This is a genomic window from Legionella israelensis (genome assembly GCF_004571175.1).
Taxonomy (GTDB): Bacteria; Pseudomonadota; Gammaproteobacteria; order Legionellales; family Legionellaceae; genus Legionella_D; species Legionella_D israelensis.
This window is the reverse complement of the sequence record NZ_CP038273.1, coordinates 1,007,990-1,021,489: the sequence shown is the minus strand read 5'-3', so window position 1 is coordinate 1,021,489 and position 13,500 is coordinate 1,007,990. Positions and strand designations below refer to the sequence as shown.

Genomic DNA, 13,500 nt, shown 5'->3' with positions numbered 1-13,500 from the left:
ACCTTGTATTTTTAAGAAAATTAAAATCGGTTTATGAATCTCTTTGCCTTCACACAGAGATTCATTCTTTAAAATGGTTGTTCTTGAGTAATTCATTGATTTCATCGGAATTAGTAGGTCGTCCGTAAAGAAAACCTTGCATTTCATCACAGTGACTTTCTTGAAGTAATCTCAATTGGCTTTCTGTTTCAACCCCTTCTGCCAAAACAGAAAGATTCATATGATGTCCCATGGTGATAATTGCATTAATGATTGAGCGATCATTAGGATTAATTGTACAATCTTGCACAAAGGATTTATCAATCTTTAATTTATTAGCGGGAAAATCTTTTAAGTAACTAAAACTCGAATATCCTGTACCAAAATCATCGATAGCAATTTGTACACCAAGGTTTTTTAAGTCAGCGAGCCTTTTAATAATTTCTTTTGTATTGGACATAATTGCGCTTTCAGTCAGTTCAAGTTCCAAGTATTGGGGATCAAGCTGACTGTCAGATAGAATATTTCTCACAGTTTCTACAAAATTAGGTCGATTTAATTGAACCCCTGAAACATTGACTGCCACCACAATAGGACGTAACCCTTGATTCTGCCACATTTTATTTTGCAAACAAGCTTGTCGCATAACCCATTCACCCAGTTGAATAATGAAGCCCGTTTCTTCAGCAATCGGTATAATCTCATTAGGGAAAATAAGGCCTATCTCAGGATGTTGCCATCGTAGAAGCGCTTCAACCGATATTACTTTACTCGTTTTCAAATCAAATATAGGCTGATAGAATAAAAAGAATTCATTTTTTTCGATAGCGCCTCGTAATTGATTCTGAATGATCATGCGCTTTTTCGAATGAATATTCATAGATTTATCATAAAGCTGATAATAGTTTCGTCCCTTTTTTTTGGCCTTGTACATTGCAACATCTGCGTTTTTGAGAAGTGTGGATGGGTCTTGTCCGTCTCTAGGATAGATACTAATTCCCATACTAACGGTAACAACCACTTCATGACCGCCAATTTGAATTGGCGTCTTGAGACTATCGTGAATTTTATTAACAATGGTTTTGATTTCTTCTTTACCATTTTTAAATAAAAACAAAAGAACAAATTCATCACCGCCAAATCGAGCGACCGTATCGCTCTCTCGAATACATTCTTCCAGACGAAGTGCCGTTTCCTGTAGCAAAATATCCCCAGCACCGTGGCCAAGATTATCGTTGATGTCTTTAAAATTATCGAGATCAATAAACATTACAATGAGATTGGAGTGAAACCGCTTGGCGTAAGTGATCCCTTGATGAATACGATCATTTAACAAAGTTCGATTAGGTAAGCCCGTCAATGCATCATGATTTGCCTGATAGGCGATTTTTTTCTCCATTTTTCTACGCTCGGTAATGTCACGAAAAGTCCATACTCGTCCAATAATCTTGTGATCCAACTTATGCGGTTTTGAGTAGCGCTCAAATATTCGACCATCTTTAAAATGCAATTCGTCAAAGCTATCTTGGTTAGGGTTAAGATAGAGATCATTTATTCTGCTTACAAATTCATCTGGATTGATAAGTTGGTTCATGACATGCTGGATGGCTTTCTCGTCATCTGTCGTCTTTATAAATTCAGAAGTAAACCCCCACATATCTAAAAATTTTTTATTATAAAATTTAATCTTATTATCCAAGGTTACCATCAAAATTCCATCGGCTGTTGATTCAAAGGCCGACTTGGTAATTGCCAATGATTCTTTCAGCTCATTTGTGCGCTCAGCAACTTTTTTCTCCAATAATTTTTTAATCGAACCCAGATTGATATTTTTAAACCGTAGAACCAATGAGGAAAGAATGAGTTTATTGGTGTAGTAAGCAGTACTTAACAAAACAGCAAAATAAATAAAACTTAAAAAACCTAATAATACATAAAGACCGCCGTGAGTGAGCAACCAGATTGAAAGAGGGGCTAGCGCAATAATCAAGAAAAAAGTATATACCGATAAAATGGGTGAATAGAGCGTATTCGCCGCTGCAGTGACCCCAAATATCATCAACATAACAAAGGTTTGCTGTACGAAGCCTTCTGGCGGCATAAGGCCCCCTCCAGCAATCCCCCATCCAGCGCCTGTAAAAAAAACACCCACCACATAAAATTTTAACCAGTTATCATGGGATAAAAGCGAATGTTTAGTCTTGAAAAGATAGACTAAAATACTTCTCCAAAATGCTGAACCAAAATAAATGAATAACAGCCATCCAATTAATAAATAACTCATGTTACGCACAATCGACTTTAACGAGCCATATTTTTTAACTCCTGCATAGCAATTTGGTTAGCCCTGAGTATTAATTTGTACTTGATGGCAAAGTGATTCAATTTTGTCTTTATTTTCATCATTTCCAGTTTGCAGTATGCAATGATTGCGGCAAAGATATGGTTGGATTGTGTTTTAACCGTACGGGTTGGAGACTTGTTCAGGCTTGCATTTTGTTTAATTGACTTGTGATACTCTTCAATCCGCCACCGTTTCTGGTACACTTCATAAAGACGTTCGGCACTGCTGGTCATGTCATTAGAAACGAGATAGAGAACCCCTGTAGAACCATTTTCGTTTTTGAAAATTTTCTTCAAAAGCCTCACTGGGAAGTCTAATCCCTTGAGATAGACTGTGTGGGCTATGTCCTCTTCAAGCTCTAATTCTCTGACTTTTGTGTACCGTCCGTTGTTGGCGTCGTTTTTGGATAAAGCTAAGGTTCGATTAGATTTAATCCCAATAATAAACGATTTTTGAAGGTCATTATGGATGTAAGCCATATTGGCCTTCGAGCCAAACCAATTGTCCGCAAGTACAAAGTCAAACAACACATGATTACTAACCGCTTGTGCGATAAGCTTGCGAAAAAGTTCATTTTTAGTCGTGGATGACTTTCTGCGAGCTTGCCTTGTTTCAATGTCACAAAAAGCAACGTCTTTTTTGATAACTTCATAACCAACAGGAACACTGAAGTCACCATACCGAACCATGCAGGTCAGGATATTAATCCCTTTGACCACATCACCTTTAGCATGGGAATAATGCCAACAATTAATTTCATTCTCATCCGTGTAAGGCTTCTCCTCAATCGAGTCATCCAATAAAAGAACACCGTCTGATGCTTCACTCTCCCTGACTGACTTCTTGACATAATTCCAGAGCGCTTTGGAACCAAAATCTTGTAGTCGTAAAAATCGTGTCACCTTGTCGTGAGCAAATTCACCATCCAACATCTCCGATAAACCTGTAGCTGTTGCATATTTATTCTGGCAAATCAAATAGTCACTATAAATATCAAGCATATCCATTAAATCTTCCTCCCTAAAAATCAGGGATGAAATTTTAATTAAATTTCAGGGAGCAGCAAGGTTTAGTGCGTAACATGAGTAAATAATGATTGGTTTTATTCCACAATGCGATGCATAAAACAGTGGCTGCAACACTTTCACCAAACAAGGCAGGAGGCAATTGCTCATAGAGCAATTTAATTTGTTGTGCTTTTATTTTTTTAGATAAAACAGGATCTTGATCGATATCCTCATTCATTAATATTTGCTTTATTTCATGCATATTGATTCCATGGTTAAAATCAAAGCTATATCCTACATGAATAGAGATTTTACCTTTGCATTAATTTTTATAAGTGTAGGACATATTATTCACTCATGTTATGCAGCACAGTATTTTTTAGAAGACTTGGAGGCATTTTGGAATTTTAAAGCGCAGTTTACACATAGTAAATGAGCATTTAAAATTCCAAAATGCTTCCAAAGATGCAAAAAAGACGAAGCTGTATAACATGGGTTATTCAATTTTGCGTGAGAGGTTTGAAAAGAGCACCAGTGCAACTTACACGAATTAAAATGTTTCCGTTAGTGTTTTATCGTCGATTGGCTTCAGAGGAGTTTGTCTTTTAAATTGCTTTTCATAAAAAGCTGAATTTCCCAATTCAATGCCTCTATTATCTTTTATAAGATGGTGGAGGTAATCGTTTTCAGGATCGATACGTTGAATGGTTAAAAGCAAAATTCTTTCGTAGTGAAGCGCATCTGAATTTTTATTCAGATAATCAATAAAATTTGTTTTATCGTTTTTAAAAAAGCTGTTTTTAGAAAAACTTTGTATTCTTCCTTTCAACATTTCAACCAGATAGTTAACAAGTCCGGTTTTATCTTCAAACATTTCAATTTTTTTTAAGATTTCATTTACAGGAGCTTGGGCTGAATGTTCAGGCAGGTTGGAGGTGATTTTCCTATAGACATCCAGGCAATCGATAGTGATTTTTTTGAGCTTCTCCAATTCCATTTCCTCTTGATACTCTTGATAAAAGCTCGTTTCTTTCAGAAGTTGGTTTAAATTAAGATTATCTTTTTCTTCTAAAATATCGAAAAAGATCGCCTCGTCTGATTCAATGATCTGCTCAGCTACTTTTATAACTTTCTTTTTTAATGGCTCATTGTTTTCATGATTTGCTATTATCAGCAGTGAACTCAAAAAATCCATCTTGAGATATGAAGTATGAAGGCCAATGCTTTGTGAATGAATGAGCTCGTCAAAATCAATACATTCTAATCCTGCTAATCCTGATTCTGGGAGCAATGATAATGTACCATCATGCAGTTTTTCATAGATTTCATATAAAATTTTTAAGAAATGCAACTTTTCCCATTGCAAAAGTTGTTCTTTTAGTATGGGAGCTTTTTTTAAGTAGTCATTATCGAAATGGCTTTTGAACATAATAAGCGAGTAATGATCCTGAGAAAATATCTTGTTCATATTAATTAAATAGTAGTTTTTTATAATATAGGATATGAGTTTAATTGAATCATAACTTTTATCATGAGAGATAAAATAATCATCATGATATTTTTTTAGGCATTCAGACAAGTAGTCATCTTGATCTTCAACATTAATGTCCTCCAAGTTTTCTTTCAATGCCCCAATTGTTTTTGGAACAACAAATTTTTCCTGTGATTCTGTTTTAGGTGTAGGCGGTATAGGCCTGACCTCTATTTTATCCTGGTAGCCCAGAGCAAACAGTTTCTTTTTAAGCTCACTCTCTCTTGTTTCTTCTACAAAGATTAATTTAATGCTATCGAGTCCAATCTCTCCTGTATATTTTAGTTCTCCAGGAAGAGAACCAAATTTATCCGCTTTTACTGAACAGCAGTAAATAACAGGATATTGGTTTTTAATGGAGTCAATCAGTTGCTCATCGGATTCTATAGGAAGGGTTTGCTTTTTTAATTTTTTTAAAATGCTATCTGAATATTTATTAAAATGTTTTTTTATGTTTTCTTTTTTGGATTCAGATTGCTCCTTTAATAAAAGATTTACTTTTTCATTTTCTAAGTACGATAAAAAATTTGAGATGTCTGCTTGAGTGGGCTTGCCTCCCATTAGAATAAAATTTTGTGCAAGCATTTCAATTTTTTTAAGATGGGTTAGGTAATTGTTTTCATTGATGGTTAATACGGTTTTCTGCATTGCGAGATAAAGCGAGTCTGAAGATATGCTCTGATAGCCTAAGGTCGAATAGTCAACTGCAGTTTTTAAGGCCTCTTTATTACTGGGATCTGCTCCGGAAAGTGCCTGGTAGTTGATTCCTTCCTTTCTTCTTCCTCTAAGCCCAAAAGTTCCTGTGCCTAACTCTCCCACAACAGGATACAAGCTATAGCTTTTCCTCAAAATACCTGTGGGTATTAAAGCATAAGGAATGGTTTTACTGATCGACTGCCCATATTTGTCTGTGAAAATTAAGGCTTTACCCATAAAGCTGAAAGGAATCGATGAGCCTCCATGAATAAATGTTATTTTATCCTCATGTCTAAGATTATATTCATCAATTTGCTGTTTTATAAGATGGTGAGGTTCATCATTAGGCATCTTAGCCTCACAAAGCGAGAACTTCTATATTTTAGTATAGAAGTAAAATTGCACAGAAAAAACATAATTTATTCATTTTATCTTGTGTACTTACTGCTTTTTAAGAAAAACCCCAAACCGGGGTTGCTGAATTTCCCCTGCGAGCCATACATCCTGATTGAACATAGTGTCGGTTAACCGACATGCTCATAAACTTTTATTAATATATAAATTATACAATTAGGGAAATGTTTAATGCCAAAATAAATATCAGTGTTACCGAACTCTGGCCATTTTTGTAAAAATGGTCAATAATCTGTCATTGCGAGCGTTAGCGAAGACAACAATTTTTAGCGTGTTTTTAAAAAAGGGTCAAAGTCCAGCTTAAGTCCATCATTAATCATCGGGTTTATATCATTCAGAGAGTTGAGTTATGCAATTATTTATCAAAACATTAACTGGAAAAACAATTACATTAGAAGTTGATCCTAATTCAACTGTTTTAGACATGAAAAAACAGATAGCTGATAAAGAAAGCATACCTGTTGAAATGCAAAGACTCATTTTAGCAGGCAGACAGTGTGAAGATCAGAGGACAGTCAGAGAATATGAATTCCAAAAATATGAAGCAATACACCTTGTGGTAAGGAATTATCGACCCGATATTGATTTTACTACCCATAATTTTTATGTGGCCGTACATAATTTTTATTCAGAACCTGGTTCTGCTGACAATATTTATAGATTAGAAGGCGAAACAGGACAATTTCAATATGTCTTTGATATCGAAACAATGTATAGAAAAGGATTTACCATTGAAGAAATTTTCCAACAGGCGATTGAGGTCAGAAATCTTAGAGCTAAAAAGAATGCAAGTCACGAGACTTATCAAATCAATGATTATTCCGTGCATGGAAATGCTCAATGTTCATTATCCATTGTTGCTATTCCTAAAGGTATGCAAATAATTTCAGGCCAATCTTCATCGATTTTAGGCACTGAGTTTGCGCATTCAGAATCCCTGATGAGATTAGATGATGATTATAACCTTGTTAATATTCCATATAAGTTAATTGCATCTGTACAATCTGATGGCACTGTTTATTTACCTCGAGCCTTAGATCAAAGAGTTGAAACAGAAATTTGCAGACCATTTCGCCAACAAGTTCATCAGTATGTTCAAGCAGGCAATTTTGTTAATCAAGAACTGCTAAAAGCTGAATTCCAGCAAGCATTAAATTCAGTAGAAAATTCTGATGATTCCATTCGGCACTTAAATCGCATAGCTATATATATGAGTCATTTTACTTATCAGCTTATATCTACTTTAGATTTTCTTGAGTACGATGAAAACGAAATTGCAGAAATGGAGAATACCGGGGTTCTTGAAGCGCTTTATAGTCATCAGGAAATTGCTAACGACTTAGCTGTTGAGCACGGTATAGACGAAACAACTTTGTATGCTCCGAGAGCCATTAGAAACGATTCTCGAGCATGGGCGATGGTAATGAATAATATTAGAAATGCCATCAATGTAGATGAAATTTCTGATGAAGCGCTGAAAGAGGAAGTCGCACAGTTTGCAGAAGAAATTATTCAGTTGATAATCAAGTGTTACAGAGAGGGAATGTATGAACTTACATTTGAATCTTTAAAAGAACGTTACTTGAGCAAAGTCTCACAAGAACCTGTAGTCAATGATATTCCAGAAGAAAATGATAGTAAAATAATAGAGTTACAAACATATGATTGGGAAATCCTGGATGATAACCAAAAAGCTGAAATCTTTGCAATTACAGAAGAGCTTCGCCAAAATTTTGGAGGAATATCTATACAAGAATATTGGGCGAATATTGATGATGTTATGCGGATAGAATGGATGGAACAAACCCATTCTGAGAATAACAAAGATATCGCTGTAGATAGTTCGGAGCTAAATAATTTGCCGCCTGAAGAACCCATCAAAGCATTAGTATTGGATTTTCAGGGCACTTTATCTGGGTATGAATATGACTTGCATGGCCAGTGGTATTCACAACATGATATTTTAACGAATAATATGGTAGAAGAGCTATATAATAATGACATGCTTTCGCGTGCGCGTTTAAATGGTATAAATATTGAAGATTCTATTGAGAAATTGCGTGCTCTGGCTGATGCCGGCGTTACCATTTATATAGCGACTGGCGATGGTGGCAGTTACGAACAAGGTATGCTGAGTCCGAAAGAAATGATAGAGATGTATGGCCTACCTATTGACCAGCACAATATCATTAGCTGGGAACATTTAAATAGCCATGGTATTGAAATTAATCACGAAAGAGACTTGGGTAAAAACCAACAATTGCAATATATTATGGAGCGCGATGGACTCGCACCTAATCAAGTCATGTTTATGGATGATGGCCCAGGGAATATAGCACCGGCCCGAAGACTCGGAATTACAGCAAAACAAATTAACATTCCAGGTGATTTTACTGAGGGTTTGGACATGGCATTATCAAAATGCTTAAACCAACATATGGGCTATATACTCGATGAGAGTTCTGAATCCATTAATCCATATGAGCAAAACGAGGATTCAGTCAGTATAAATGAACAGAAAATCTTATGGGATAATCTGAAGCCGGAACAAAAACAGTTAATTTCAAGCAAAACGCAAGAGCGTAGACATCAATTAGGTCATATTTCAACAGAGGAGTATTGGAGCGGATTAACAATACCTGAACAGGAAAGCTTATTAAATCCAAAATCAGAGCAACTCATTACTGATTTTAGCTCTGGTGGTTACATCATTGAGCTTAAGGCGAATTTAAATCACTATTTGGCTGATTTGTGTAAATATAATGATATCACTGATAATAGCAGTCGATTATGGGGAAGTTCTCCGGCCAAAAAGAAAATGGCAGTTGACATGCTTCTATGCGCCTTAGATGGCGAAAATGTTAATATAAGCCAGTATGAAAAAGTATATAGAGAAGGCACTCTAGGCGACACAATTAGAAATTTTGTAAAGAGTGGCTATGCAAGACCAATATTAGGTGATGGCATTAATAGTGTTCGAGATTTCATTCGTGCCTTAGAGCAAAGAAACCAGGAAATCAATTACAAGAATACCAGTGTTTACAGTTAATAAGTAGGGCCTGTCGAAAATCTAATTGTAGACAGGCCCTAATGAATTTTCTTACATTAAAATAATTTTATTTTATGCTTTTTTCTCTGGGACAACAGAATGGTATGCTATACTAGTTGTGCAAATTAAAAGCAAGGAGGTGTTGTCATGAACAGATTTTTATCTGTGTTGATTACTGCAGGAGCTCTAGGCTTTGCTCCCATAGGTTTTGCGCATACCAATAATAATCAAGATAACCAGGACAAAGGCTCATTAAGTCAAAAATTGGATGATTTAGCCAATAAACACACCGATGTAAATTTGAAAACTGAAAATGGTAAACAACTTACTGCCACCATTCCGCATGAACATGCATCTGATTTGAAAAAAGGCGATAAGCTGGAGGTCACAGAAGAGCCGCAACAAAAATCAGATGAAGATCAAAAAGATAAAGGTTGGTTCTAAGGTAGGTTAATGCCCTAATTCTGTTATCCTGGCGAGAAATGCTTTCCCGCCAGGAAAGTGCAGCTTATAAGAGTGTGTGATTTTAGCTCTCGCTGCAACTGCTGAGTAAAGTAAAGGCAGCCAGAATAAAGATACTTTTATTAAGGAAACGAGAGCAGCTATTCTGATTCATGATTTGTATATTTATGATTTATGCAAAGCGCATGTCACTGGAACAGCAGTGAATGAGGATGCTACACTCAGAAAGATATATTTTTTAATGTTCATATCCTTTGACCTATTGAGTTTCCCGACAGAAGAAAGATTAGCTTCATTGTATGAAGTCAAACATCATACCAAATCAAAATTCCCCTTCCTAAAGTTTTATTGCTTAGTTGTGTCCAGACATTATAAACGATTTTATGAGATTCATAATAGATTTTTAGTAAGATCGCTCTTAACCGGCCCTTTTTGAATTTATATATAACATTGTGTTAAATTTATGTTATATTAGTTAATATGAATATCACATTGTAAGCTTATAATATGGCTGAAAGTAAATTAGAAGCAGTGCCAGTACCAGAAAAAAAAGACGTTAAAGGCGAAATAGAAAATACTCGCCACAATTTAACGGTTAACCCCCGCTTGGGTGGTGGCATAAGGGGGGATGAGATTTGGTCAGAGAATGTGATGAAAGTGGTTTTGGCTCGTAAAGAAGCCCGCCGAAAGGAAAAAGCCATAGAATCAGAAGAAATACCTCTTCCTCTTAATTATATGGTCTGCAAATTTAAACTACCAGAAAATGTCAGAAATTATTCATTGGAAGGACACCAGGAATTAGCTGAATTTATTGATTTTTTAAAAAATAATATACAAAAGCTGCCTGTGGGTTTGCGCTTTCAAATGGCAGTTCTTGTTGGTGGGCATTGGACAGTTGTTGATAATATGGTGACAACAAAAGGCATTTCGTCTTTCAATTTAGACTCCGTTATGGATTCAAAAGCTTACCAGTTTTTTATGATTTATTTGACCAATTTGCAAGAAGCTCATTTATTGAATGCTTCCTATGCTTATCGTGTCTCTGTACCACAAGGGCCATTCGAAAAAACACCTAAAGAAAAGCTGGCAAATATGATTCAAAGTGATTGGGTCAGTTGTGGTATTTTCATGGTGGATCATCTTTCGTTTCTTTCTCGTACAGATGTTTTTCATCATTTAAAATCCAGTATGGGAGAATCTCAATATCAAGCCTTTGGACGTGCTGATGTTCCTCCTTCTTTAGCCGGTATCTTTCGGTTAGCTCAGATGGAAGAATTAATTTCCAAAATTTCGAAAAAACAAAGTATTCCTGCTGTGACTCGCAAAGGGAAAACATTGGCGGACGTTAAAAAACAGATTAATCCAGAGGAAAATACTGAATATATAACTGCGAATGCTCGAAATAAAGGAGCGAAGATTTTAGATGAAGCGGAAAAATATGTTGATAGTTGTGAAGAAGAAATCTTTACAGCCATTTTTTCTCGCAGTTTAAAAGATAAACTATCTGTTTACGTAGAGCATTACTCGCAAGCGGTGAATGATTTAGTTGCCTTTATTTATGACCGGTTACCCGAATGTAAAGATCTGCCGGATGAGGACAAGATAAAATTAATGGAAGCATTGCATCAAATCATCCTTACTGAAGACTCAGATCAGGATAAAATCATATCGATCAATGATCAATTGATGTCTGTAATGCAACATTCAAACGAGGCGGCTTCTTATCGCTTAGTGGCGGCTGTTATCTCTTATACAGCACTACATATCAAAGATAACCAGGAGTTATGGCAATTTTATCAGAAGATAGCGACACATCCCCTTAGCGAGCTATTACAAAGCCATAACAATTGGTTTTTTAAGATGCCGAGCAAACTTACTCCAGCTTTATTTTCCTATATTGAAAAGGTAGTTAAGACCCAGATGCTTTTGAATGGGCTGGAAGGATTAAAAGAAGACCATACTGAACAATTAGATTTTTTAGAAGATGGAGTTATTCAATCTTTTTTAAAAAAACCTCGTGTTTTTGAGGCATCAGAAACAAAAAGCATACAATTGCTTAATCAATTGAAAGAAATGGGAAATGAAAAATCCGAGCTTAAAAGCATTGAGCTGCAAAAAATTGAAAAGGATTTAGAAAAAAGAAGAGAAGACGTATTGAAAGAATTTCATATGGAGACTCTGGAGATAGTCCCTGAAGATACGCCTTCCTTAAAATGAGTATTCGTACGGCCTAATAGATTTTTACCTCTATTTTTCCTCTCTTATCCACCGAGGCCCGTTTCATGATTTCCGTATTAAATGCCATGCTTACCTCGCCTTTTGCATTTAAGGCGATAACTCCGATTTCTTTTTGCGCTTTGTTTCGTTCATGAATGACATATTCACAGGCTTTCTGTAGTGGCCATTGTTTAAGCTCCACCAGCATGGCAATGCTATGAGCTACCACACCGGTGATTAAAGCTTCACCTTCACCGGTTCCTGAAATGGCACATGTGTTGTTGTCGGCATAACAACCTGCCCCGATGATGCAGCTGTCTCCCACGCGTCCAGGCAGGCAGTTGCTGGTGCCGCCGGTGGAAGTGGCTGCGGCAAGATTGCCCTCTTTATCAAGAGCCACAGCGCCTACCGTGCCCCGGATTGTTTTAGCCAGAATATCTTTCATCGATTCTTCTCGATGCGCCTTTAAATACGTTTCATACTGATACTCAGTAATGAAATAAGATTCTGGTTGAAGTTCCAAATCATAGTATTTGGCAAGTTCAAGCGCTCCATAACCTGACAGCAGCACGTGCTGTGTTTCACTCATGATTTTGCGTGCAAGGCTTACTGGGTTTTTTACTTCTTTCAGCATGGATACGGCACCTGCTTTATGTGATTGACCATCCATGATGGAGGCGTCCATTTCCACTTCACCTTTTTGATTAAGTACAGAACCTCGTCCTGCATTAAATAAGGGGTCATCTTCCAGGTATCGTACGGATGCTTCGACAGCATTAAGAGCGGACTCACCTTTTTTCAATGCCTCATAACCGGCTTCAAGAGCAATTTTAAGGCTTTTTTCGTATTCGGGGAGGTGACTTTTTAGCAAGGAAGTGGCTTCACTTGCTCCACCATGAATGGCAATAGCGATATTGTTCATTGTCTGTGCTCTTCTTCGTAAGGATTACTTTTAGGGTTGAGAGTTGGATTGTATAATTTGCGGGTTTTGATGGAAAACCGACAACCTTTCACCAATAAATGCACTTTCAAATTTTCCACATAAACCGGTTCCGTTTCTGAAACGCTCATGATGTTGGTCTGGCGTATGTGTTTGCCATCGATAATGACCACCATACCGGAGCCACGGCATTCAGCTTCTGAGCCGCCTTCAATGATAAGAGCTGTATCTTCTCCAAGCCCCACACCTAATTGATCGGGGTTAATGATGACGGCATGGGCAAGACGGGTAAAACGGCCGCGAATAATGAAATGGGTATCAATGATGCAATTTTGTAGAAAACCTAATCCGGAGGATGTTTTTAAATCCTCTTCAATTAAGGCTTGTTCTTTCCCGCCTGCGGTGATCATAATGGAGGATAAAACCATGGCTCCTGCACTGGTGCCGGCAACCACAAAATCTTCATCCTCGATATAGCGTTGACGAATACGATCAATTAAGCTCGTAGCTCCAAGAATGGTAGCCAGACGAAATTGATCGCCGCCGGTAAAAAAAACAGCATCTGCTTTTTCCACCCGTTCCATGTATTGTTTTTCTCGTGCCTCCATTCGGTCTTCAATCTGCATGAAACCGGCAGCGGGATAACCAATGTCGCAAAAGGCTTTATGATACCTTTCTTTTACTTCTTCCTGAAAAAGGGAGCCTGAGGTAATGACCTCTATTCTCTTATTTTTAGCCGCATGAAATAACTCACGGAGAATTTCATAACGTTGTAATTCTCCGTTTTCATAGAGGTGCGGTTCTTTATCGCCTATATCTTCCGCGCCACCTATAATGAGTAATTTTCCTTTTGCATACATG

General features: G+C 36.8%; 9 protein-coding genes. 3 read left to right on the top strand and 6 right to left on the bottom strand.

Features of this window, described 5'->3' with window-relative positions:
• Positions 1-61 precede the first annotated feature (61 nt).
• From E4T55_RS04475 to E4T55_RS04460, 4 genes are all read right to left on the bottom strand, one after another.
• Positions 62-2,263 carry a sensor domain-containing protein gene (locus tag E4T55_RS04475; RefSeq protein WP_223168347.1) on the bottom strand — a complete coding sequence of 734 codons (2,202 nt, stop codon included), beginning with the start codon at positions 2,261-2,263 and terminating at the stop codon, positions 62-64.
• A 17-nt stretch (positions 2,264-2,280) separates the two neighbouring features.
• Positions 2,281-3,330 (bottom strand): IS701 family transposase, encoded by a 1,050-nt coding sequence (locus tag E4T55_RS04470; RefSeq protein ID WP_115325247.1) that lies wholly within the window; start codon positions 3,328-3,330, stop codon positions 2,281-2,283.
• Between the two features lie 34 nt (positions 3,331-3,364).
• The gene (locus E4T55_RS04465) at positions 3,365-3,592 is read right to left on the bottom strand and encodes a hypothetical protein (RefSeq protein ID WP_058500758.1); all 228 of its coding nucleotides are present in this window, start codon (positions 3,590-3,592) and stop codon (positions 3,365-3,367) included.
• Between the two features lie 288 nt (positions 3,593-3,880).
• A complete protein-coding gene (locus E4T55_RS04460; RefSeq protein ID WP_058500756.1) occupies positions 3,881-5,908 on the bottom strand; it encodes a hypothetical protein in 2,028 nt (675 codons plus the stop codon).
• A 412-nt stretch (positions 5,909-6,320) separates the two neighbouring features.
• Between E4T55_RS04460 and E4T55_RS04455 the strand changes: the two genes are divergently transcribed.
• From E4T55_RS04455 to E4T55_RS04445, 3 genes are all read left to right on the top strand, one after another.
• Positions 6,321-9,020 (top strand): ubiquitin-like protein, encoded by a 2,700-nt coding sequence (locus E4T55_RS04455; protein ID WP_058500755.1) that lies wholly within the window; start codon positions 6,321-6,323, stop codon positions 9,018-9,020.
• Between the two features lie 147 nt (positions 9,021-9,167).
• Positions 9,168-9,464: a hypothetical protein gene (locus E4T55_RS04450; RefSeq protein WP_058500754.1), complete on the top strand. Its 297-nt coding sequence runs from the start codon at positions 9,168-9,170 to the stop codon at positions 9,462-9,464.
• Positions 9,465-9,989: 525 nt separating this feature from the next.
• Positions 9,990-11,699, top strand: coding sequence for a hypothetical protein (locus E4T55_RS04445; RefSeq protein ID WP_058500753.1), 1,710 nt, complete (start codon positions 9,990-9,992; stop codon positions 11,697-11,699).
• Between the two features lie 13 nt (positions 11,700-11,712).
• On the opposite strand, the gene E4T55_RS04440 is transcribed toward E4T55_RS04445, so the two are convergent.
• Positions 11,713-12,621 (bottom strand): isoaspartyl peptidase/L-asparaginase family protein, encoded by a 909-nt coding sequence (locus E4T55_RS04440; protein WP_058500752.1) that lies wholly within the window; start codon positions 12,619-12,621, stop codon positions 11,713-11,715.
• Positions 12,618-13,499 (bottom strand): cyanophycinase, encoded by an 882-nt coding sequence (locus E4T55_RS04435; protein WP_058500751.1) that lies wholly within the window; start codon positions 13,497-13,499, stop codon positions 12,618-12,620. The genes E4T55_RS04440 and E4T55_RS04435 overlap by 4 nt, the downstream gene beginning before the upstream one ends.
• Position 13,500 lies beyond the last annotated feature (1 nt).

Coding starts and splice junctions, on each gene's coding strand:
- E4T55_RS04470 (WP_115325247.1), bottom strand. CDS start 3,330: ATGGATATGCTTGATATTTATAGTGACTATTTGATTTGCCAGAATAAA.
- E4T55_RS04460 (WP_058500756.1), bottom strand. CDS start 5,908: ATGCCTAATGATGAACCTCACCATCTTATAAAACAGCAAATTGATGAA.
- E4T55_RS04475 (WP_223168347.1), bottom strand. CDS start 2,263: ATGAGTTATTTATTAATTGGATGGCTGTTATTCATTTATTTTGGTTCA.
- E4T55_RS04440 (WP_058500752.1), bottom strand. CDS start 12,621: ATGAACAATATCGCTATTGCCATTCATGGTGGAGCAAGTGAAGCCACT.
- E4T55_RS04450 (WP_058500754.1), top strand. CDS start 9,168: ATGAACAGATTTTTATCTGTGTTGATTACTGCAGGAGCTCTAGGCTTT.
- E4T55_RS04455 (WP_058500755.1), top strand. CDS start 6,321: ATGCAATTATTTATCAAAACATTAACTGGAAAAACAATTACATTAGAA.
- E4T55_RS04435 (WP_058500751.1), bottom strand. CDS start 13,499: ATGTATGCAAAAGGAAAATTACTCATTATAGGTGGCGCGGAAGATATA.
- E4T55_RS04465 (WP_058500758.1), bottom strand. CDS start 3,592: ATGCATGAAATAAAGCAAATATTAATGAATGAGGATATCGATCAAGAT.
- E4T55_RS04445 (WP_058500753.1), top strand. CDS start 9,990: ATGGCTGAAAGTAAATTAGAAGCAGTGCCAGTACCAGAAAAAAAAGAC.